At 70.3% G+C, this 22,240-nt stretch carries 18 protein-coding genes; 7 read left to right on the top strand and 11 right to left on the bottom strand.

The genetic code is table 11. The features are described from left to right. Window positions 1–863: 863 nt before the first annotated feature. The 4 genes from LQU92_RS04145 to dnaB all read right to left on the bottom strand — a co-directional run bounded on the left by LQU92_RS04145 (window position 864) and on the right by dnaB (window position 10,366). Window positions 864–4,295: a DEAD/DEAH box helicase family protein gene (locus LQU92_RS04145; RefSeq protein WP_230777539.1), complete on the bottom strand. Its 3,432-nt coding sequence runs from the start codon at window positions 4,293–4,295 to the stop codon at window positions 864–866. Window positions 4,296–4,340: 45 nt separating this feature from the next. Beyond that, entirely contained in the window at window positions 4,341–5,510 is a 1,170-nt protein-coding gene (locus tag LQU92_RS04140) for a restriction endonuclease subunit S (RefSeq protein WP_230777537.1), read from the bottom strand. Further along, complete coding sequence (locus tag LQU92_RS04135) at window positions 5,507–7,033, bottom strand: class I SAM-dependent DNA methyltransferase (protein WP_230777535.1); 1,527 nt, start codon at window positions 7,031–7,033, stop codon at window positions 5,507–5,509. The genes LQU92_RS04140 and LQU92_RS04135 overlap by 4 nt, the downstream gene beginning before the upstream one ends. A 528-nt stretch (window positions 7,034–7,561) precedes the next feature. Beyond that, window positions 7,562–10,366, bottom strand: a complete 2,805-nt coding sequence (gene dnaB, locus LQU92_RS04130) for a replicative DNA helicase (RefSeq protein ID WP_230777531.1) — start codon at window positions 10,364–10,366, stop codon at window positions 7,562–7,564. Between the two features lie 250 nt (window positions 10,367–10,616). Here dnaB and LQU92_RS04125 point away from each other — a divergent pair, with 250 nt between their 5' ends. The 3 genes from LQU92_RS04125 to LQU92_RS04115 all read left to right on the top strand — a co-directional run bounded on the left by LQU92_RS04125 (window position 10,617) and on the right by LQU92_RS04115 (window position 13,737). After that, on the top strand, window positions 10,617–11,414 hold the full coding sequence (locus tag LQU92_RS04125; protein WP_230777529.1) for a hypothetical protein: 798 nt from the start codon (window positions 10,617–10,619) through the stop codon (window positions 11,412–11,414). A 58-nt stretch (window positions 11,415–11,472) separates the two neighbouring features. Further along, entirely contained in the window at window positions 11,473–12,906 is a 1,434-nt protein-coding gene (locus tag LQU92_RS04120; protein ID WP_230777527.1) for an amidase family protein, read from the top strand. Window positions 12,907–13,332: 426 nt separating this feature from the next. Beyond that, entirely contained in the window at window positions 13,333–13,737 is a 405-nt protein-coding gene (locus tag LQU92_RS04115; RefSeq protein ID WP_230777525.1) for a hypothetical protein, read from the top strand. Between the two features lie 203 nt (window positions 13,738–13,940). Here LQU92_RS04115 and LQU92_RS04110 read toward each other — a convergent pair whose 3' ends face one another. Then, complete coding sequence (locus LQU92_RS04110) at window positions 13,941–14,249, bottom strand: hypothetical protein (RefSeq protein WP_058857597.1); 309 nt, start codon at window positions 14,247–14,249, stop codon at window positions 13,941–13,943. A gap of 145 nt (window positions 14,250–14,394) precedes the next feature. On the opposite strand from LQU92_RS04110, the gene LQU92_RS04105 reads away from it, so the two are divergent. Beyond that, window positions 14,395–15,051, top strand: coding sequence for a bifunctional 2-polyprenyl-6-hydroxyphenol methylase/3-demethylubiquinol 3-O-methyltransferase UbiG (locus LQU92_RS04105; protein WP_230777523.1), 657 nt, complete (start codon window positions 14,395–14,397; stop codon window positions 15,049–15,051). A 100-nt stretch (window positions 15,052–15,151) separates the two neighbouring features. Here LQU92_RS04105 and rplI read toward each other — a convergent pair whose 3' ends face one another. The 6 genes from rplI to LQU92_RS04075 all read right to left on the bottom strand — a co-directional run bounded on the left by rplI (window position 15,152) and on the right by LQU92_RS04075 (window position 18,186). Further along, a complete protein-coding gene (gene rplI / locus LQU92_RS04100; RefSeq protein WP_058857595.1) occupies window positions 15,152–15,601 on the bottom strand; it encodes a 50S ribosomal protein L9 in 450 nt (149 codons plus the stop codon). Window positions 15,602–15,621: 20 nt separating this feature from the next. Then, a complete protein-coding gene (gene rpsR / locus LQU92_RS04095; RefSeq protein ID WP_101851234.1) occupies window positions 15,622–15,858 on the bottom strand; it encodes a 30S ribosomal protein S18 in 237 nt (78 codons plus the stop codon). A gap of 77 nt (window positions 15,859–15,935) precedes the next feature. Beyond that, entirely contained in the window at window positions 15,936–16,589 is a 654-nt protein-coding gene (locus LQU92_RS04090; RefSeq protein ID WP_058857593.1) for a single-stranded DNA-binding protein, read from the bottom strand. 107 nt (window positions 16,590–16,696) lie between these two features. Then, on the bottom strand, window positions 16,697–17,002 hold the full coding sequence (gene rpsF, locus LQU92_RS04085; RefSeq protein WP_058857592.1) for a 30S ribosomal protein S6: 306 nt from the start codon (window positions 17,000–17,002) through the stop codon (window positions 16,697–16,699). 222 nt (window positions 17,003–17,224) lie between these two features. Beyond that, a complete protein-coding gene (locus tag LQU92_RS04080) occupies window positions 17,225–17,704 on the bottom strand; it encodes an NINE protein (protein ID WP_230777520.1) in 480 nt (159 codons plus the stop codon). A gap of 71 nt (window positions 17,705–17,775) precedes the next feature. Further along, complete coding sequence (locus LQU92_RS04075) at window positions 17,776–18,186, bottom strand: GNAT family N-acetyltransferase (protein WP_230777517.1); 411 nt, start codon at window positions 18,184–18,186, stop codon at window positions 17,776–17,778. 148 nt (window positions 18,187–18,334) lie between these two features. Between LQU92_RS04075 and LQU92_RS04070 the strand changes: the two genes are divergently transcribed. The 3 genes from LQU92_RS04070 to LQU92_RS04060 are packed head-to-tail and all read left to right on the top strand — an operon-like array spanning window position 18,335 to window position 22,238. Then, window positions 18,335–19,363 carry an extracellular solute-binding protein gene (locus LQU92_RS04070; protein ID WP_230777515.1) on the top strand — a complete coding sequence of 343 codons (1,029 nt, stop codon included), beginning with the start codon at window positions 18,335–18,337 and terminating at the stop codon, window positions 19,361–19,363. Then, window positions 19,360–21,093 carry an iron ABC transporter permease gene (locus LQU92_RS04065; RefSeq protein WP_230777512.1) on the top strand — a complete coding sequence of 578 codons (1,734 nt, stop codon included), beginning with the start codon at window positions 19,360–19,362 and terminating at the stop codon, window positions 21,091–21,093. Before LQU92_RS04070 ends, LQU92_RS04065 begins: the two co-directional genes overlap by 4 nt. Beyond that, the gene (locus tag LQU92_RS04060) at window positions 21,090–22,238 is read left to right on the top strand and encodes an ABC transporter ATP-binding protein (RefSeq protein ID WP_058857588.1); all 1,149 of its coding nucleotides are present in this window, start codon (window positions 21,090–21,092) and stop codon (window positions 22,236–22,238) included. The genes LQU92_RS04065 and LQU92_RS04060 overlap by 4 nt, the downstream gene beginning before the upstream one ends. The last annotated feature ends 2 nt before the right edge of the window (window positions 22,239–22,240 follow it).

The raw sequence follows: 22,240 nt of genomic DNA, 5'->3' as shown, positions 1-22,240 counted from the left end.
GGGCGTTCCACTCCTCGGTGTGACTGCTAGCGGCGGGACGACAGCACAAATAGACTGCTCCATGGCAGGTGTCCTCTCATTTTTCGCTTTGCTCGAGGACCCGCCCTGGGGACGCCGTCGCTGCAACGATGGCGTCCTCGCACTTTGTGGGCGAGGTCCTACCCAGAGGCTAGCGACCCCTCACCGCCGTGGCAATGCATTTCCGGGGAGACTTTCCGGTGACTTCTGCCTCGCCGGGATTACCACCTCGTTGGCGTCCTGGCGCTGAGCACGCACGCTGATAGCACCTGCTCTGCCTTGTTATCACGCGGATGTTATCCCAGTGATAACGTCCCAAAGGCCAGTACTCGTGGCCATTTTCCAGGAGGTAGCCTGCTGGGATCCTCCACCGAACGGGGTGACATCGTCACTTGTGCCCCTCCCTCAACCCTGCAACCCTTGATGCACAAGCTCCCTTGAATTGATTGGCCATGGAGGTTCCGTGTCCCGCCACCGTCGCACGCCGTATACTCGCGATGCGCTCAGCTCCCTCCTGGACTCTTTGCCAGCCGAGATGCCGTGCATGAATCCCCAGTGCACCAATGTCTGCATGTACCGGCTCAAGTCCCAGGGACGTCAACCCCGATTCTGCAGCCCAACCTGCCGTGACCACGTCAAGGATGAGCGCCTTCGCCTGACTCGAGCCCTGCGGGCATTGGAAGAAGCAGCGCAGGACCGTCCCGCCGGGGTGAGTCAGGCGCAGATGCGCCAGGCCGTCTCACGAATCCGATGGACCCTCGACCGCTATCGATTGCCGCAGTAGACACAGACCTCAGGCGCGCAGCCCTTGGAATGCCGAAAACCCCAACGAAGCAGGCATGGGCTCAGGCCCCTTGGGAGAATTCCGTGGGCCGGGCTGTGGCTTCGACCTGGCGGAGGCGGTCGATCAACCGCACCACGGTGTCGTCATCGAAGTGCTGGGTGGGGTCACCGTGATCGGTGAACGGGGAGGCGAACAGCGCGCTGGCCGGCACCACACCGTTGGCGGTGAGGTGCTCGATGATCATCTGCACGAAGCGGATCTGGCCGGCGGAGTAGCGAGAGCCGTCGAGGAACTCTGCCAGTGCCTCTTGTGCCGCGGCTCGGTCGAGACCGACGAGGCGCCGTACGAATAGGCCGAGCTCTCCCTCGGATGCCTCCGCGATCTCCTCCGCTGAGCCGGCACCGCTCATTTGCAGCAGGGCGTTGAGGTGCTGCAGGTCCACGGGCGTGAGTTGGCGGTTGCGGTAGACCTTCTGCAGCGCCACGTCGTTCAGGTGGGCCTGGAGATACTCACGGGCTTTGGCGGTGAAGCGTTCCATGTCCGTACCGACGTCGGCACTGGTGGTCTCGATCTCGCGCACGTGACCGAGTTCGTCCTCAAAGTCCGAGTACACGATGTGGGTCCGTCCCTTGGGCAGGTAGCGCATGAGCCCGCGCAGTCGTCGACGGACTCGCTCGGCCATGGTCGGGCCGGCGCCCTCCCACCAGGCGTCTGAGGCGACCGATTCGAGCAACTCGGCCTGCTGTTTCACCGCGGCGATGCCGGTCTGGGAGAGCAATGAGGACGCGATCTGCTGGACGGTCTCCCGGACCTTGAAGGCCACGGCCTCATCACCGGTAAGCAGTGCCAGCTGGAGCTGTAGGCACAGCAGGTCGAAGCGCTTGGCGGACTCTTCCGTGTCGGTCTCGGCCGAAGGCAGGTGGGCGAGTTCACGGTGGGCGTCCTGAGCGGTGGACTCGTCCAGGGCGTGCCAGTTCTCCCACTGGGACCACCGTTCCACGGCGCGCCGATGCGGGCGGACCAGCACGTTGTCCACCGGCACCGAGGCCACGCGGCGGTGCAGGATCGTGGCCGTGGCCCGGCGCAATCCGTGCAGATGGAGTTCGGCCTCGTCTTCACCAGGAGCGCTAATCGCAGCGTCGTCGTCGAGGGTTCCGTCCAGGGCGGTGAGCAGTTCCAGGCGGTGCCAGAACAGCCGCTCGGTCAATGACGGAGTGGTGTTGCCGCTGCTCTCTTGGGGGTTCTCGCGGAACCACTCGAAATTGCCGCACACGTCGAAGACGTAGAAGTTGTCCTTGTCCTGTCCGGGCCCGTAGAGGTCCGGACGTAGGCGGGTGCCGCGGCCGATCATCTGCCAGAACTTGGCTTTGGAATGCACAGGCTTAAACAGCACCAGGTTGGCGACCTCAGGGACGTCGATGCCGGTGTCGAGCATGTCCACGGAGATCGCGATGTCCGGACGCTTGGCCGCATCCGAGAAGTCGTCGATGATGGCCTGGGCACGTTCGGTGTTGTGCGTGATGACCTTGGCGGACTCCCCCAGGGCCGGCCAGTTGATGTCGAAGCGTTCCTTGATGAAGGCGGCGTGCTTCGCGTTGGCGGCGAAGACGATGGTTTTGGCGATCCGGTCCCCGCCCTCCACGCGGTGGCCCCGCTCCATGAGGACCTGCAGGACCTTGTCGACGGTGTCGGCGTTGAACAGCCTCCGGTTGATCTCTCCGGCGCTCACTTCGTCGGGGATCTCACCGTCGTCGTTCCACTCGGTCTCGTCCCAGGCTGCGCGCTCCTCCTCCGATAGTTCGTCGTAGCGGATGCCGGTGCGGACGATTTTCAGGGGCACGTCCACGGCTCGCGGCGGGACCAGCCAGGTGTCCTTGACCGCGTCCTCGAGGCTGTAGACGTCGTTGGGCACGCCGTCTTCGAGCTGGAAGACGCGGTAGGTGTTGCGGTCCACCTCGTCCTTCGGGGTAGCAGTGAGTCCCACCAGGTGGGCGTCGAAGTGTTCGACGACGGCCAGGTAGCGGTTGAAGATCGACCGGTGCGCTTCATCCACCACCACGAGATCGAAGAAGCCTGCGCCGAACATTGACGTGCCGTCGGAGTTCTTGGCGTCGAGCAGGTTCAACATGGTCGGGTAGGTGGAGACGAACACTCGACCGTCCGTGGACTTGTCTTCTACGAGGTTCACTACGGTGGTGTTGGGCAGGTGGGCTTTGAACGCCCGCTCGGCTTGTTTGACCAGGCTCGTCCGGTCAGCCAGGAACAGGACCGTGCGCGCCCAGCTGGCTCGAGTCAGCAGGTCCGTCAGCGCGATGACCGTGCGGGTCTTGCCCGTGCCGGTGGCCATCACCAGCAGTGCCCGGCGCTGGTGATGGATTTCGAAGTGTTCGGCTACCGCCCGGATGGCTCGTTCCTGATACGGGCGCCCGGCAACCACTTGGTCGATCGGCAGCGAGGTCAGGGGTTTGCGACGATGACGCCGCTGGACGAGCCGCTCCAACTCGTTCCGTGTATGGAACCCGTTGAGCCGCCGGTAAGCCGCATCGGTGGATCGATCCCTCACTCGGTGCTCGTATCCGTTGGACAGGTAGATCACGGGATCCTGCCCTGACTCGGCTAGGAGCGCATCCGCATACTCCTCGGCCTGTCGAGCGCCGTCCTCCGGGGAGCGGCCGGTGCGCTTGGCCTCCACGATCGCCAACGGCTTCCCATCGTCGCCCCACAGCACGTAGTCAACGAACCCGCCCCCGCCGGAGGGCAGTCCCTCGACGCGGTACTCTCGATCGCGTGCCTGGTCCAACGCCCAGCCCGCCTCGTGCAGATACATGTCGATGAGCAACCGCCGCGTGTCCGACTCCTGGTAGTCGTGCTCATCAGGGGCCTGAATCTGGCGGGTCTCCTCGATCTGCCTCCGCAGCTCGTTGAGGTCGGCCTCAAGTTTGGCTCGCTCGACCTCCGACCGCTCCCAGCGCTTCCGCTCCGCGGCCAGAGCCTCGTCCTGCTCGCGGAACTTCTCGACCAGTCCGTTGAGTTCCGCCTGGCTGAGCGGGCGAGCGACTACGTCCGGGATCAGAGACAAGTCGAAGCGGTGTTCAGGAGAAGGCTCCATCTTGCCCGTGCTGAACCGCAAGGCGGCCCAGTGCACAACGTGGTGCAATTCCTTGAGTACAGCCAGCGCCGTCTGATCGCTGAATGCTTTGCGGCTCTCGTGCACCCCGGTATTGCCGGCCTTGCGTATGGCGTTGAGCTTGGCGACGACCACGTCCCCGGCCAGCTGCCGGAAAGTCGGGGCATTGATCCGTGCGGCCAGGTCCGACTGATACGGCTCGGGCAGGCCAGCGGCGAGGTAGAGGTGGTCAACGAGCTGCTCGGCTACACGCCGTGCGTACAGCGCCGAAGCCCGCGGGTCCTGGTGCACGTACTGCTCAGCTCGCACGCACTCTTGGTGCACCCCGGGCCACTCCGGGCGGATGAAGTCGAAGTTGCTGGCCATGCTCGTCCTAGCGCTCAGCAGTTTGCAGGGGCAACACCCATCCTGTCAGAGCTCACCCCGGAAGGCGCGGTACTGAAGCGCGTCGAAGAGTGTTCCGGAAAGGCTTAGACGAGCCTGCATGTCAGCCTCAACGCGTTCGATCTGTCTGACAATAGCCGCAAGTTTGCCTTGCGTCTCTAGCGACGGAACGGGGAATCGGATGTCTCGGAGATCGGCCTGACTGACCTTATACGTGCCATTCGTTGTCTTAGCGCGGCCCTGGATTTGTCTCTGGACGACACCACTATTCCATAAGTGTGGGACCAGTTCAGGCCTGACGCGACTAGCATCAAAACGGGCTTCAATCATGGTGTCCGGAAAAATTAGATCTCGAAACTCAGGACGAGCCAACGCACCTATTCCAACAAGTCGACGATTTCCGTTTCCCCTGCAAATGAGTAAGGAGCCGTCTTCCACACGTGCCTTACTGAGTGGAGGCACGTCAAAAAAGCCGTTCTTTCGAGCGAACTCACGAAAATGTCCGCCAGTTATCGCACTCAGAGTCAACACCGTGCCAGCGTACTTTCCTTTTGCGGAAGGCGACACGCCGTTGCGAAGTGGTCGAGTCAAAATATCATTGAGAGCATGCATTTCTGCACTTTGGCCTGAATTGCTATATGCAATTTCTTCGATGATATTTCGCAGTTCTTCAACTTGGACTTCAGCCGCGCGCAGTGCGCGCCGAGACGCTTCCAATTTCTGCGCGATTCGGCGTTGAGCAGATAGGGGCGGAAAGGGAATTTGAAATCGTTCTACTGCGGCCTTTGACACCTCTTTGAATGTCGCACCGTTGCCCTGATTGAGCAGGTCTGGGAGTCGAAATTTCAGGGCCTCGACCAAGTAGTGCGGCTCAATTCGTGCTCGGTCCGGAATAAGACTTTTGAAGCCCTGGTTCGTAGCCATCGCAGTCGTATTGATTGCCAGCAATCCGATGGGGGCACGCGAACTGAGAAGCACTGAATTCGGCGGTAGCATTACCGCGGAGGATGACTTGAGGCCCTCAGCGGTGATGAATCGGGCTGGCTTGTCGATATAGTTTCCCTTCAAGCTGCTCAAGTCCTTGGGTGTGGCCCAGGGGATGTCTCCATCCCAGTAGCTAGACTCAGTAGTCTTGGGCGTCCCTCCTGAAACCACCTTGCAGACTTCACCCAACGCCACCATCGGCCAGGCACTCATCGCAGCATCTCCTTCAGCTCGGCCAGGCCCGTGCGAATCTCATCGTCGAGCTTTTCGAGTTCTGCGATGATGTCCAGTGGATCACGGTGGTCCTCCTCGACCAAGGCGATCTCCTGGTACCGGTTGATCGCGAGGTCGTAACCGGCATCGACAATCTCCTGCTTGGACACGCAGAAGCTCTGCTCCGTGCGAGCACGGTCGCGCTCGGCACCGTCGCGGTCGTTCCAGCGGGCGAGGACGTCCGGGAGGTTATTCTTCGCGTGCTCGTCTTCCGTTAGCGCCTCGCTCGGAACCGGTCCGAGTTTGGTCGAGGGCAGCAATTCCTGGCGCTTATCGTCCAGGCTCATGCCGTCGGCCTTGGCGTCGTAGAACCACACGTTGTCCGTGCCGCCAGCACCGCCCGTTCTGCGGAAGAAAAGAATTGCCGTGGACACCCCCGCGTAGGGTTTAAATACGCCTGAGGGTAGTTTCACCACGGCTTCGAGCTGCTCCTCCTCCACGAGCATCCGGCGCAGAGTTCTGTGGGCGGTTGAGGATCCAAACAGGACGCCGTCGGGCACGATGACCGCCGCGCGGCCGCCGATGTCGAGCAGGTCCAGGAACAGGGCCAGGAACAGGAGCTCGGTCTTCTTGGTCTTGACGGTTTTTAGCAACTTGTTCGACGTCGTCTCATAGTCCAGGCTGCCGGAGAACGGTGGATTGGCGAGAATGAGGCTGTACTGCCCGCTGTCCTCGTTAGCGCCCTCGGCCAAGGAGTCCCGGTAGCGGATGTCCGGACCCTCAACGCCGTGCAAAAGCATGTTCATGGAACCGATGCGCAGCATCGTAGAGTCGAAGTCGTAGCCGTGGAACATCCGGTGGTGGTACTTCTCCCGTGCCGCGGCGTCGGTCATGACTTCGGAGGAGTGGGTGCGCACGTACTCGGAGGCCGCCACGAGGAAACCGGCAGTGCCGCAGGCGGGGTCGCAAATCCGGTCGTCCGGGGTCGGTGCGGTCATCTCAACCATGAGCTGGATGATGTGCCGCGGGGTGCGGAACTGCCCGTTCTGCCCAGCCGAGTTCAGCTTGGAGAGCAGGTATTCATAGAGATCGCCGTTGGTGTCCCGGTTCTGGAGCGGGAGTTCGTCCACGAGATGCACCACCCGGTCCAGCAGCTGCGGTGTGGGGATGGTGAAGCGCGCGTTCGCCATGTGGTGGGAGTACGTGGACTCGTCCCCGCCGAGGGTTCGCAGGAACGGGAAGACCTCGTTGCTGACGGTCTCGTACATCTCCTGAGCATCGTCCAGGGTCTTTAAACGTGACCACCGCAGGTGTTGCTGTTCCGGGAGGAAAACGGGGTTATCGATCACGCCGTTCCCGACGAACCGGGCTCGTTGCTCCTTGGCAGTTTGGAGGTCATCCAGGCGGCGCATGAACAGCAGGTATGTGATCTGCTCGATCACCTCCAGCGGGTTGGAGATCCCTCCTGATCGGAAGCGGTTCCAGACGGCGTCGATCTTGCTCTTCAGTTCTCCGGTGATCACTAGGCAATCCTAGGCGACTCTCGCGAACAGCTGGTCGGCTCGAGGCAGCGCCGACTACACCGGGAATGATGCCAGGGCCAACGGGAATGGACTGGGCAACGAATCCCCCGCATAGGCCCTAAGGAGATGAACTACCCGTCGAGCATTCACGGATTCGGAACCGGCTAGACCCAGCGCCTCCTACTCGTTCGATTCGACATGGAACCAACGACTGATGAGGGCCGCTCCCGAACGCGTCCAAACAACCCTCTCAGATCTCCACTACACCCGAGACCATCCGAAAATGTGCAGACATCGCCTGGGAACTGAAAACAGTTTTTGGTGAACCCGCGCCTAACCTGCGGAAACGTCGCCGTGCAACCGAGCAGCCGCGTCACCGAAAACTGGTTTGGGCTGTCAGAAAGCGGCCATGATCGTCTCCGCAGGCCCCACATCAGTTCGAAACCAGGTTTCCCGAAGGTTGTTCAGTTTTGCCTGCATCTCGACACCCGCAGGACGAGGCTGTTCCCCCGTCCCGCGGAGCGGGCGTCAGAGCCCCTCGTGCGCCATGTTCGCGAAGCGGGAGTAGTGGCCCTGGAAGGCCACCACGATCGTCTTGGTGGGCCCGTTGCGGTGCTTGGCCACGATCACGTCCGCCTCGCCGGCGCGCGGGGACTCCTTGTCGTAGACGTCGTCGCGGTGCAGCAGGATCACCATGTCGGCGTCCTGCTCGATGGAGTTGTGCACCGTGATGCCATTGGCCACGAAGTTGTGGGTCCCCGGCACGGTGGCGTCGAAGACCTCCTCCACGCCGTCGGGCTCGATCGCGACCACCGTGTCCCACAGCAGGTCGTTGACCGCGGCGAGGTCCAGGTCGGCGTCGTCGAGCAGCGCCGTGACCTGCTGCAGCTTCGGGGCCGGGGCGGCGGCGCGGACCTCGTCGACGCAGTCGCGGACCAGGGTGCCCACGGGCACGGGGTCCGCCAGGACGTCGCCGACGCTCTGCCACAGCGCGGCGTCGGTCTCCGGGCCGGCCGGGACGTCGAGCGCCTCGAGGGCCGCCCGGGCGACCTCGCCGAAGCCGCTGCTGCGCCCGATCTCCTTGAGGAAGCGGATCCGGTCGTCGTGGTCGACGACCTCCAGCTGCGCCCCGCCGTCGTCGTCGGCCACCACGGCGGTGGAGATCCCGAAGCGCAGCAGGAGCCGGCCGAACCGGTCGGCCTGCAGGGCGCTGTCGAAGGGCGCCACGACGTGGGCCCGGCCGCCCTCGAGGAGGACCGTCCCGTGCTCCGCCCAGAAGGTCTGGACGAAGCGGCGGATCTGGGCCTTGGGCAGGGCGAAGACCTCGGCGGGCAGGCCGGCGTCACCCTCGGCGAGCGCCAGGGCGGCGTCCTCGACCTGGGCGTCGTCCCACTGCGTGCGCTGCGTCGGTCCGTCGGTGTGCCGCGGCACCCCGATGCGGTCGCCGGCGGCCAGCTCGCCCAGGGGCGTCCAGCCGCGGTACGTGAAGAACGGGTGGTTGGCCGTGGCGCGCACCGTCTTGCCGGAGGCGAGCCGGAGCCGGTGCACGGGCTTCGTGCCGGTGGGGAAGACGTGGGTCAGGGTGCGCTCGACGTAGCGCAGGTCGTCGCCCAGCGACCACACCGGCACGTCCCGGGCGCCGGTGGCGAACAGCTCGCCCAGGGTGACCTCCGCGCCGGTGTCGGCGCGCAGGACGCGGGTCTCCGCGGTGAGGCAGCCGGACTCGCGCAGGTCCGAGACCATCGGCTTCTTGTCCTGGCGCTGCTCGGAACCACGGTTGAGCTGCGAGAGCGCGATGACCGGGACCTCGAGCTCCTTGGCCAGCAGCTTCAGGGCACGGGAGAACTCCGAGACCTCCTGCTGGCGGGACTCGACCTTCTTGCCCGAGCTCATCAGCTGCAGGTAGTCGAGGACCACGAGCTTGAGGTCGTGCTTCTGCTTGAGCCGGCGGCACTTCGCCCGGATCTCCATGAGCGACATGTTCGGGGAGTCGTCGATGAACAGCGGCGCCGAGTCCATCTTGCCCATCGTCGTGGCGATCTTCGCCCACTGCTCGTCCTGCAGGCGGCCCTTGCGCAGGTCCTGCATGTTCAGCGTCGCCTCGGCCGAGAGCAGGCGCATGGCGATCTCGTTGCGGCTCATCTCGAGGGAGAAGATCACCGTGGTCATGCTGTGCTTGATCGCCGCCGAGCGGGCGACGTCGAGCGCCAGCGTCGAGTTGTGCGTGGGGATGAAACTCTTCCCGGCCAGGTACAGGTGCGTCGGGTGCTCGATCTCGATGCACCGGACCGGGACGGACCCGACCGGCTCGACCGCAGTGATCCGTCGTCGTCCGCCGGGCTCGTACTGCGCGTCCTCGCGCTCGAGCGCGGGGGCGTTGACGACGGCGTGCCGCTCGCCGGTGCCCAGGGACGCGAGGATCTGTCCCGTGGTGCGCACCGCCGACGCGTCGCCGCTCTCCGTGAGCCACTGGTGCTGCTCGTCGGCGACGATCTCGGAGCCGTCGTCGAAGCTGACCCGGTAGCAGGGGCGCCCGGTCATCACCTCGGTGGCGGCCACGACCCGGGTCGGCGTGCCGTCGGCGGCGAGGACCTCGTCGCCGACCGCGACCTCGCCCATGGTGGTCCAGCCGGTCGGCGTGGGCACGGGGGTGTCGAGGGCGAGCGCCTTGCCCATGGCCGGGCGCGCGGCGATGACGATCATCTGCCCGCCCTGGAAGCCCTGGGTCAGCTCGTCGAGCTCGATGAACCCCGTGGGCACGCCGCGCATGCCGTCGCCGAGGGTGCCGGCGGCCTCGATCTCGTCGACGGTGGCCTCGATGACCTCCTTGAGCACGGAGTAGTCCTCGGAGGAGCGCCGCTCGGCGACCTGGTAGATCTCGGCCTGGGCGGCGTTGACGATGTCGTCGACCTCGCCGTCGGAGCTGTAGCCCAGCTGCACGATCTTGGTCCCGGCCTCCACGAGGCGGCGCAGCACGCCGCGCTCGCGCACGATCTCGGCGTAGAAGGCGGCGTTGGCGGCGGTGGGCACCGAGGAGATCAGGGTGTGCAGGTACGCGGGCCCGCCGACGCGCTCGATCTCCCCGCGCTTGGTCAGCTCGTCGGCCACGGTGATGGCGTCGGCCGGCTCACCGCGGCCGTAGAGGGAGATGATCGCCTCGTAGATCGACTCGTGGGCGGGCTTGTAGAAGTCCACCCCGCGCAGCACCTCGACGACGTCCGCGATGGCGTCCTTGGACAGCATCATCCCGCCGAGCACGGACTGCTCCGCCACGTTGTCCTGCGGCGGGGTCCGCCCGAACTCGCGGTCGCCCCCGGACGAGTACTCCGACACGAACTCCACCTCTCCCCCGCGCCCGTGCGGGGGCACGGTCACGATCCACGACGACGACGCCGCCCCACCTCCCGGACAGCCCCTCCATTCTCGCACCGACCGCGGACACTCCCGACCGGGACGGGGGCCGCTGCGGTGTCGGCCTCGACACGCCGGCGCGGGCCGGTCTGTCGGTCACTGTGGGGCTTGTGGCCCCCGGAGCACCCGGGAATTATCGATAGCAAACACACGACGAGGGGCGGGGGACACCGTGGCGAGCACGCGCTCGGCGCACCGGGACGGCGCAGCCGGCGGCCCGTCCGGTCCGGCGGCCGACCCGGACGCCGGCGGAGAGGCGGCCGAGGAGGCGGCCGGCACGTCGGCGGAGGAGCTGGAGTTCGCCCTCGCGCTCGAGCGGGAGGAGCACGCCGGCACCCGGGCGGAGCTGGCGCGGGTCTCCGGGCACCTGGACCGGGTCCTCGCCGCCCTGCGCGCGGCGGGGCTCGAGCACCACGCCTGGGGCGTGCAGGACCCCGCCCCGGGCGGGCCGCCGGACGAGGTGCGGACCGTCTCGGAGGCGGTGCGCGCGGCCGAGCGGCACCTGCGGGCGTGGCTGACGATCAGCCGCTCCGCCGCCCGGGACCTCCACGGCGTCGACACCGCGCCCGAGGCCGCCGCGTGGGCCGCCACCGCCCACCGCGGCCTGCGCGCGCTGGCGGCCTACGCCCGGGCACGCCGCGAGGAGGGCTTCGCCGGGGGCTTCTGGGCCTGGTGCGCGCAGGGCGGGTCCGCCGCCGTGTGCTGGCCCGCCTCGGAGAAGAAGCTGGCGATGCGGGAGTCCGAGACGGTCATGGACTGCGCGAAGTACCGGCGGACACGGGTCTTCGACGTCGACCCGCGGGTCGAGCCCTCCGGCCGGATGGTGATGCAGGCCCACCTGAAGATCAGCGAGGGCGGCGGGGACCTCGCACCCCGGATCTACTTCCACGACGACACCGGCGGGGCCACCGGGAGGGTGCACGTGGGCTTCGTGGGCCCCCACCACTTGGTCCCCAACACCCGCGCGTGAGGGGCCGGCGGACGGGGCGCCCCTTGCCGCCGTTCGGCCCGCACGGGGAGGATGAGCCATGACCCTCGACACAGGACCGGACGGCCCGCGGGCCTGGGACGTGCGCACGGCCCGGGCGGAGCTGGCGGCCCGGCGGATCGGCCACCTGGAGCTGCTCGACGCCCTGCTGGAGGCCCTGCCCGCGGCCCGCGCGCTCGGCGCGGTGCTCGCCGAGGACCTGGAGCTGGCCCGGGCCTTCGCCCACGCCCTGGACCGGCACGCCACCGAGGGCCCGCTCACGGGCATCCCCGTGGCCCTCAAGGACGTGCTCGACGTCGCGGGACAGGCCACGACCGGAGGCACCCGTGCCCTGGCGGGCAACGTCGCGGCCCGCGACGCCGCGGTCGTCCACCGCCTGCGGGCGGCCGGGGCCCTGTTCCCGGTGCGGACCAACCTGCACGAGCTCTCCTTCGGGATCACCTCGAACAACGGCTGCCACGGCCCGGTCCGCCACCCGCTGGACCCCTCCCTGAGCGCGGGCGGCAGCAGCGGGGGTGCGGCGGTCGCGGTCGCCGTGGGCCTCGTCCCGGCCGCCGTGGCCGCGGACACCGGCGGCTCGGTGCGGATCCCGGCCGCCCTGTGCGGGGTCGTGGGGTTCCGCCCCACCGTGGGCCGCTATCCGTCCGCGGGGATCCTGCCGGTCTCCCGCACCCGCGACACCGCCGGGCCGATGGCCCGCACGGTCGACGACGTGGTGCTGCTCGACGCCCTGCTCGCCGGCGAGCGCCCGCACGGCTGCCCGCCGCCGCGGCGCCTGGACCACGACGACGAGGCCGGGGCCGGCCCCCTGCACGGCGTGCGGCTGGGGGTGCCGGAGCCGTTCACGGAGGACCTCGAGGCGGGAGTGGACGCGGTGTTCGGCGCGGCCCTGCGGGCGCTGGAGGCCGCCGGGGCGGAGCTGGTGGCCGTGGACCTGCGGGAGGCGCGCGAGCTGAGCGCCGCGGCGGGCATGGCGATCGCCCTGCACGAGTTCCTGCCGGGGCTCGAGGGCTACCTGGCCCGGGCGGGCACCGGTCCCGGCCTCGTTCAGGTCCGGGAGGGGCTGGCCGGCCCGGACCTGCGGCGGATCTGGGAGCTGGCCGAGGTCTTCCGCGCGGCCGACGACGACTACCGCGCCGCCCTGGAGCACCGGCGCGTGGCGCAGCGCCTGCACGCCGAGGCGCTCTCGGCCACCGGGGTCGCCGCGCTCGTGCAGCCGACCTGCCCGCTGACGGCGCGGCCCGTGGGCGAGGACGAGACCGTGGTGCTCAACGGCCGGCGGGTGCCCACGTTCGAGACCTTCGTGCGGCACACGGATCTCGCGGGCGTGCTCGGCACCCCGGGGCTGAGCCTGCCCGCCGGGCGCACCGCGGAGGGCCTGCCCGTGGGCCTCGAGCTGGCGGGGGGCCCCGGCTCCGACGCCGTGCTGCTGGAGCTGGGGCGCACGGTCGAGGCCGTCCTGCAGGAGGCCTGAGGCCCGTTCGCCGTGCTGTGCACACCGGCGGACCCAGCCTGTGGACAACCGGTGGAAAACGCCGTGGACGACTGTGCACAGGTTGGGGGAAACTCTGTGGACAGTTCTCCACAGGTCGCCCCCAATAAGCTTCTGACCTGGGAAGATGATCGTGCACAGCCTGTGCAGGGAGGATGGGAACTACACGGGTGTTCTCCACAGCACAGTGTGGGCACCCTCCCGTGACGGCTCCCGGGGGCCGCCGGTACGGTGGGCCGGGAACCCGCCGCGGGCCGTGCCCGCCGATCCGCCCGGAAGGAGTCCGCCGTTCTCCGCCCCGCCGACCGTTCCGCCGCTCCCGCCCCCGCACCGCCCGGCTCCCCCGCCCGCTCCTCTCCTCCGGCCGCGCACGCCGCACGCACGGTCGCGGACGTCGAGCGGCGGCCGGTGCGGGTCGTGCCCGGCCGGTGGGACGCGGCCGCGGCGCACGTCTTCGCCCGCGGCCAGTGCCTGGCCCTGGCCGTCGCGGTGGCCGAGACCACCGGGGGCCCCGTCGCGGCCCACGTCGAGCGCCGCGGGGACCGGGAGGTGCTGCGCCACTGCTGGGCCCACCTCGACGACCGGACCGTCGTGGACGGCTCCGGCGCCCACGACCTGCGGGTCCTGCGGGCCGTGGCGGGACGGCGGCGCGGGGAGGCCGTGCGCACCCTGGACCCGGCCGCGGCCTGGGCCCGCTGGGCGCGGGACCTCGTGCCGCAGGACCTCGCCCTGGCCCGCTCGTTCGTGCCGCGGGTGCTGGCCCGCCCCCGCACCCCGGGCCGCGGCGCGCACGCGGTGCGCCGCACCCGCTGAGGGGCGGCCGGGAACGGGTGGGCGGCGGCGACGGTCGCCGCCCGGAACGGACGGCGTCCGGCCCGGGCGGGCGGAGCGGAGACGGACCGGCGCGGACGGACGGGCGAACGGGCGAACGGGCGACCGAACCGGACAAGGACCCGTCCGGACGGCGTCCGGCGCTGACCTCCCCGGCGCGGACGGGCCCGGCGCGGACGGGCCGGTCAGAGCACCGTGGCGAGCAGCCCGATCCACAGCAGCGGGTGGCAGACCACGGCGAGCAGCAGCAGGACCGCGAAGCGCGGCCGGGCCCGCGGGAAGCCGATCAGCCCGGCGAGGGCCACCACGACCGTGACGCTCGCGGCCACGGTGGCCCCCACGAGACCGCCCACGAGGAACATCCCCGCGGTCTGCCCGCCGGCCGCATTGCCTCCCAGGAAGGCCACGGCGAAGGCCACTACGGTGGTGAGCAGGCAGCCCACCCCGAACCAGAGGAGGGCGGAGGGCGTGACGCGGGAGATCAGGGAGGGCATGGGTCCATTCTGACCCGCGGAGCCGTGGGGTCCGCACCCCCGCCCCGGTGGCACGCCCCACCGGCGCCCCGACCCTGCCGCCGGACCGGGGGCACCCGCCCGGCGCGGGAGCCCGAGCAGCGCCAGACCCCGAGGAGGACCGGACGTGGACGAGACGCAGAGGATGTGGGAGGAGCGCTGGGCCTCCGGGACGCACCCGCCCGACGGGACGGCGCCGCACCCGGAGGTCACCGCGCTGCTGGACCGGCTCGCCGGCCGGCACGGCGCCCCGGGCGCCCACCGGGCCCCGGGGGACCCGCGGCCCACCGCCCTGGACCTCGGGACGGGCTCCGGCCGGCACGCCCTGGCCCTGGCCCGCGCCGGCTGGGACGTCACGGCCGTGGACTATTCCCCGAGCGCGGTCCGCACGGTGGGCGAGGCGCTGCGGGCGGAGGGCCTGCCCGGCCGGGCGCTCGTGGCCGACCTGCGCGCCTGGACCCCCGGCACGCCGGAGCACGCCGGGGAGAGCACCGGGACGGGCACCGTGCCGGCGCACGCCGACCTCGTCGTCGCCGCCTACTTCCACCACGACCTCACGCTGCTGCGCCGGGCCGCCGAGTGGCTCGCCCCCGGCGGGCACCTGCTGTGGATCACCCACGCACCCGGCAGCGTCGACGGCCCGCCCCCGGCCGTGCCCCGCCCGGACGTGCACGAGACGCTCGCCGTGCTCGAGGGCAAGGACCTGGACCTGCTGCGCGCCGAGCAGGTGCGCACGAGCCCGACCGCGCTCGACGTCGTCGTGGAGGCCCTGCGCCCCCTCTAGACCCGTCCGGGACCCCGGAAGCGTCCGGGGACGCGCAAGGGCCCCCGCGGCACGCCGCGGGGGCCCTTGCGTCAGGTCCGTGGACCCGGCCGGAACCGGATCAGGCGGGGACGACCTCGAACTCGACGTTCGCGTTGACGTCCTCGTGCAGGCGCACGGAGGCCTGGTACACACCGGTGGTCTTGATGTGCTGGTTCAGCTCGACCTTGCGCTTGTCGACCGAGCCGAGACCGGCGGCCTCGACCGCGTCGGCGACGTCCTCGGCACGCACGGTGCCGAAGAGGCGCCCCTCGGCGCCGGCCTTGACCGGGATGGTCACGGTCGCGGAGGTGAGCTTGTGCGCCAGGGCCTGGGCGTCCTCCAGCGAGGCGACCTCGCGGGCGGCACGGGCGGCCTTGATGCTCTCGATCTGCTTCTCGCCGCCGCGGGTCCACGGGGTCGCGAAGCCGCGCGGGAAGAGGTAGTTGCGGGCGTACCCGTTCTTGACCTCGACCACGTCACCGGCGGCGCCGAGGCCGGTGACCTCGGTCGTCAGGATGATCTTTGCCATGGTGTCTGCGTCCTCTCGGGTCAGCGGCCGGCGCCGGAGTAGGGCAGCAGCGCGACCTCGCGGGCGTTCTTGATCGCGAGGGCGATCTTGCGCTGCTCCTGCACGGTCACACCGGTGACACGGCGGGCGCGGATCTTGCCGCGGTCGGAGATGAACTTCCGCAGCAGGGCGACGTCCTTGTAGTCGATCTCGGTGATCTTGGCCGCCTTGAGCGGGTTCTGCTTTGGTTTGGGCTTGCGAAGTTCAGCCTTGGCCATCGTGGTGCTCCTTGTTCTTCAAGTGGAGCCCGCGGCTGGGCACCGCGGGATGGGGATGTGGATAAAGCGGGGAAGGCCTAGAACGGCGGCTCGTCGTCCTGACCGGTGCCCCAGTCGTAGTTGCCGCCGGAGGACTGGCTCCAGGGGTCGCCCTGGGGCGCGGGCTGCTGGGCGGGCCGGCCGCCACCGCGGCCGCCGCCGAAGCCGCCGCCGGACTGCTGCCCGCCGAAGCCGGACCCGGAGTCGCCTCCGAACCCGCCGCCGCCGGACTGCTGGCCGCCGCCGAAGCCGCCGCCACCGCCGCCGAAGCCGCCGGACTGCTGGCCGCCACCGCCGCCGCCGAAGCCGCCGCCCTGCCCGCCTCCGCGGGCGTTGCGGGTGACCTTGGCGGAGGCGTAGCGCAGCGAGGGACCGACCTCGTCGACGTCGAGCTCCGTGACGGTGCGCCGCTCGCCTTCCTTGGTGTCGTACGAGCGCGACTTCAGCCGACCCTGCACGATCACGCGCATGCCCTTCTGCAGGGACTCCGCCACGTTCTCGGCCGCCTCGCGCCACACCGAGCAGCGCAGGAACAGGGTCTCCCCGTCCTTCCACTCGTTGGACTGGCGGTCGAAGGTGCGGGGCGTGGACGCAACGGTGAAGTTGGCCACGGCCGCACCCGACGGGGTGAAGCGCAGCTCGGGGTCGGCGGTCAGGTTGCCGATCACTGTGATGACGGTGTCACCAGCCATGTGGACCTCCCGGGTCGGATGGGGTTCGCGGTCGTACGGGACGTGCGAGGGGTTCCCAGCATCTCACCGCCGCGCCCGGGGGCGCCGCGGGATCCGCCGGGACGTCGTCACTCGGCCGAGATCTTCTGCTCCTCCGGGCGGATGATCTTGGTGCGCATCACGGCCTCGTTGAGGCCGAGCACGCGGTCGAGCTCCTGGGCGGTCTGCGGGGTCGCGGTGAAGTTCACCACGGCGTAGATGCCCTCGGTCTTCTTCTGGATCTCGTAGGCGAGGCGACGGCGGCCCCAGATGTCGACGTTGTCGACGGTGCCGTTGTCCTTGGTGACGACCTCGAGGAACTTCTTGAGGGTCGGCTCCACGGCACGGTCCTCGACCTCGGGGTTGATGATGACCATCAGTTCGTATTCACGCATGGAAAGAACCCACCTCCTTCGGGCTGAGCGGCTGCGGTCCTTCCGCAGCAGGAGGTTCTGTGCGTCGTCCGCGCTCCGGCGCCGCACTTCGGGCGGCGGGGGCACAGACCGTCCAACACTACTACACCGCGGGGGACCGGCCCAACGCGCGGGGGCAGGAGGGCGCCCTCCCGGGCACGGCGGCAGGACGGGCGGAGGCGACGACGGCGCCGTGCGGGCCGGTCAGCGGACCCAGGCGCTGCGGGCGATCGAGGCGTTCACGAAGGCGGTGCGGAAGGGCATCGTGACGATGTCGAGGACCATCAGCAGCGCCCAGGGGATCAGGAACAGGAAGCCGATGCCGACCCCGGCCAGGCTCCAGCCCAGCCCGCCGAGGCCGAGGTAGATCAGTCCCCAGACCGGCTGGCGCAGGTAGAACTTGTGCACGCCCAGCCAGCCCAGCAGGAGCCACAGGACGTAGGCGAGCAGCAGCGACTTCCCGCCGACCACCGTGACGACCGGCCGCTGCGGGGCGCCGAAGGGAGCGCCGCCGGAGGGCACTCCGCCGGACGCGGGTCCGCCGGAGCGCGCGCCGAACGGGGCCCCGCCGAAGTGGCTCCCGGCCGGGCGGCCGGAGGCGCCGGGACGGTTCCCGGACCAGCCGGCGCGGGAGGGGTCGTTGTCGAGGGGGACGGGACGGTAGTACTCGGGCTCGGGGGCCACGCGGGTCCTTTCGGGAACGGGTGGAAGCGGGCCGCGAGGGCCCACCCGGTCCAACGGCGCCGCCCGGGGCGCTATTCCGCCGGGCGCCCCGCGCCGGGGTCCTCCCCGGCGCCCTCCTGGGCGTCCCGGGCGGCCGCCCGGGCCTGCTCCGGCACGGCCTCGAGGTGCTCGGGGCGCACGGGCGCCACGAAGTCGGCGTACTCGGGGTGCCGGCCCAGCCACTTCTTCAGGTACGGGCACACGGGCACGACCTTCATCCCGGCGTCGATGATGTCCTCCACCGCGTGCCGGGCCAGCCGGCTGCCCAGCCCCTGGCCCTCGTGGGAGGAGGCCACCTCGGTGTGGAAGACGATCCGCTGCGGCCCGGACCGGGCGCCGAAGGCCCGGTAGTGGGCCGATCCGACGACCTCACCGCCGTCCACGAGCTCGTAGCGCCGCCGGCCGGGGGCGTTGCGGACGGTGATCGGGGACTCCTCGGGCATGTCTTCTCCTGATCCGCACCCGGCGGGGGCCGGACCGCGGGAGAGCGGGCCGCCGCCGGGAGCACGTCGTGTGCGTGATTAGGCTACTCTTTCCTTGCCAATTGTTCGCCGCGTGGTCCGCCGACCGCCGTGCCCCCGGGAGGTCCCGATGCGCCGCCGATCCCTTCTCGCCACGACCGGTCTGCTCACCGCGGCGACCACGGTGCTCACCGGCTGCGGCGTCCTGGGCGTGGGCGAGGAGCCCGCCGACCTGCAGATCTACTCCGCCCGCCACTACGACCTCGAGGGCGCCTTCGGGCAGTTCACCGAGGAGACCGGCACCACCGTGGAGTTCATCACCGGCGACGACGCCGAGCTGCTCGAGCGGCTGCGGGCCGAGGGCGAGGACTCCCCCGCGGACGTGTTCATGACCGTGGACGCGGGCAACCTGTGGAACGCCGCGCGCCAGGACGAGCTGGCCGCCGTGGAGTCCGCGGCGCTCGAGGAGGCCGTGCCCGAGGACCTGCGCGACCCGCAGGGCCGGTGGTACGGGCTGGCCATGCGGGCCCGCACGATCACCTACAACCCGGATAACGTCGATCCCGCGGAGTTCGACGCGCAGGAGACCTACGCCGGCCTCGCGGACCCGAAGTGGAAGGGCCGGCTGTGCATGCGCGACGCGACCTCCGCCTACACCCAGTCCCTCGTGGCGAGCCTGATCGACCTGCACGGCCGCGAGGAGGCCCTGCGCATCGTGGAGGGCTGGGTCGCCAACGACGTCGAGATCATGAGCAACGACATGCAGCTGCTCGACGCGATCGACGCCGGCACCTGCGACGTGGGGATCAACAACCACTACTACCTCGCCCGCAAGCTCGAGGAGAACCCCGACCTGAAGGTCGACCTGTTCTGGGCCAGCCAGGACGGCGCCGGCACCCACGTGAACATCTCCGGGGCGGGGGTCGTGGAGGGCTCCGACAACGCCGAGCAGGCCCAGCAGCTGATCGAGTGGCTGGCCACCGACGGGCAGAACGCCTTCGTCGACGCCAACCACGAGTTCCCCGTCAACCCGGCCGTGGAGCCCGAGCCCGTGATCGCGGAGTTCGGGGAGTTCAAGCGGATGCCGCTCAACGCCGAGGCCTACGGCGACCTCAACGCCGAGGCCGTGGACCTGCTGGCGGAGGCCGGCTACCGGTGACCGAGGCCCCGGTCCTCGCCGAGGCGGGCACGCACTCCGGGGCCTCCCGCAGGTCCACCGGCAGCGGCCGCCCCCTGTGGGCGGGGGTCGCCGTGCTCGCGGCGGTCCTCGTGGCCGCCCCCGTCGTCGCCGTCCTGCTGGACGGCGTCGGCGGTCTCGGCGGCGGCAGCCTCCCCCGCGGGATCGGGGACATGGTCCTCACGACCGTGCTGCTGATGCTCGGCGTCGGGACCGGGACGCTGCTGGTCGGCGGCGGGCTGGCCTGGCTGGTGACCGCCTACCGCTTCCCCCTGCGGGACGTGCTCGTGTGGCTGCTGGTCCTGCCCCTGGCCATGCCGGCCTACATCCTCGGCTTCGTCCTGCTCTCGGTCTTCGACGTGGCCGGGCCCGTGCAGGGGCTCCTGCGCTCGCTGTTCGGCGCGGACCTCTGGCTGCCGGAGGTCCGGTCGCTGCCGGGGGCCGTGCTGGTGATGTCGCTGACGCTCTACCCCTACGTGTACCTGCTGGCCCGCGCCGCCCTCGTGGAGCAGTCCCCCGGCACCTACGACGCCGCGCGCACCCTCGGGGCCACCCGCGGACGGGCCCTGGTCCGCGTCCTGCTGCCGCTGGCCCGCCCCTCCCTCGCGGCGGGGCTCTCGCTCGTGATGATGGAGACCCTCACGGACTTCGCGACCGTGCAGTACTTCAACGTCACCACCGTCTCGGTCGGGGTCTACCTCGTGTGGAAGGGCAGCTTCGACTTCCAGTCCGCGACCCAGCTGGCCGTGCTCGTGCTGCTGTTCGCCGTGGCGGTGCTGACCGGGGAGCGGCTGCTGCGCGGGCGCGCCCGGTTCCACCAGAAGGGCGCCCGGGGCCGCGGCCTGCAGCCGCGGCGGCTGACCGGGGCGCGGGCCTGGGCGGCGACGGCCGCCTGCACGGCCGCCCTCGCCGCCGGCTTCGTGGTCCCCGTCGTGCAGCTGCTGGTCTGGGCGGTCGGGCAGGCGGTGGCCGACCCGGCCTCCCTGCAGGACCCGCGCCTCGTGAGCTACCTGGTCAACAGCCTGACGGTCGCCACGGTCGCCGCGGTGGCCTGCGCGGCCCTGTCCACGACCGTGGCCCACGCCGTGCGGATGCGCGGCGGGCCCGTGGTCTCCTTCGCCGCCCAGCTGACCACGTTCGGCTACGCCGTGCCGGGGGCCGTGGTCGGCATCGGCGTGCTGCTGGTCTTCGCCCACGCCGACACCCTGCTCGAGGCCGCCGGGGTCCCCGGGGGCACGGGCCTGCTGGTGACCGGGTCCGTGCTCGGGATCCTCTACGCCTACGTCATCCGCTTCCTGGCCCCCGCCTACCAGGCGGTGGACGCCAGCTTCGCCAAGATCTCCCCCACGATCACCTGGTCCGCGCTGAGCCTCGGCGCCCCGCCGCGGCGGGTGCTCGCCCGGGTGCACGCCCCCATGGTCCGCCCCGGGGTGGCCGTGGCCCTGGTGCTCGTGGCCATCGACGCCGTGAAGGAACTGCCCATCGTGCTCATGCTCCGCCCGTTCGGCTTCACGACCGTGTCCGTGTGGGTCTACGAACTGGCCCGCGAGAACTTCTGGGAGAAGGCGGCCCTGCCCGCCCTGGTGATCGTCGCCGCGGCCGTGGTGCCGGTGTTCGTGCTCTTCCGCCAGGCCCGCGGCGCCGGGACGCCCGGGGACGAGGCCCGCGCCGCCGCGGCCCCGGTCCCCGCGACCGGCGGGGAGGAGCGATGAGCGCGCCCGGGGCCGCCGGCCACGACGGGGGGACGGCCCCCGCCCTCGTCCTGGAGGGGGTCACCAAGCGCTACGGGGACTCCTCCGGGGCACGCTCCCTCGACCTGACGGTCGCCCAGGGGGAGCTCGTGACCCTGATCGGCCCCTCCGGGTGCGGCAAGTCGACGACCCTGCGGCTGATCGCCGGTCTCGAGCGTCCCGACGAGGGCACCGTGCGCATCGCCGGGGAGGTCGTCGCGGACGGCCGTCGCTTCCAGGAGCCCGAGCACCGCCGGGTGGGCCTGGTCTTCCAGGACCACGCCCTCTTCCCGCACCTGACCGTGGCGCGCAACGTGGCCTTCGGTCTCGACCGGATGCCACGCGCCGAGCGGGCGGCACGGGTGGAGGAGGTCCTCGGCCTCGTGCGCCTGGGCCACCTCGCCGGCCGCTACCCGCACGAGCTCTCCGGCGGCGAGCAGCAGCGCGTGGCCCTCGCCCGGGCCCTGGCCCCGCGCCCCGCCGTCGTGCTGCTCGACGAGCCGTTCTCCAGCCTCGACGAGTCCCTGCGCGGGCAGGTCCGCCGGGACACGATCGCCACGCTGCAGGAGACCGGGACCACGGCCGTGCTCGTGACCCACGACCAGACCGAGGCCCTGTCCGTGGGCCACCGGGTGGTCGTGATGCACGACGGGCTGATCGAGCAGGCCGACACCCCCGAGCGGGTCTTCGAGCACCCGGCCACGCGCTTCGTCGCCTCCTTCATGGGCGACGCCGACTTCCTGCCGGCCAACGTGGACCGGGCGCTGCTGACCTGCGAGATCGGGATCGTCTCCACGGTGCCCGGCTGGGCCGACAGCGACGTCGACGTCGACGTCGTCCTGCGGCCCCACGAGGTCGCGATCCGCCCCGACCCGGCCTCCTCCGCCCACGTCTACGCCGTCGAGTACCACGGCGCGTTCGTCCTCCACCACGTGCGCCTCGCCTCCGGGCGGACCCTGCGCTCGTGGCAGCCGCACACCGTGCGCCACCCCGTGGGGACCCCCGTGGCCGTGACCGTGGCCGCGGGCACCGTCCCCACCCTGCTCGTCGACGACCGCGCGGTCACCTCCCCGCCCGGCCGGGACCCCGAGGACGCGCCGGCGGAGCCCGCCCGCACGTCCCGCTAATT

This window comes from Kocuria sp. LUK (assembly GCF_021012935.1).
GTDB lineage: Bacteria > Actinomycetota > Actinomycetes > Actinomycetales > Micrococcaceae > Kocuria > Kocuria flava.
This window is presented reverse-complemented; position numbering and strand designations above follow the sequence as displayed.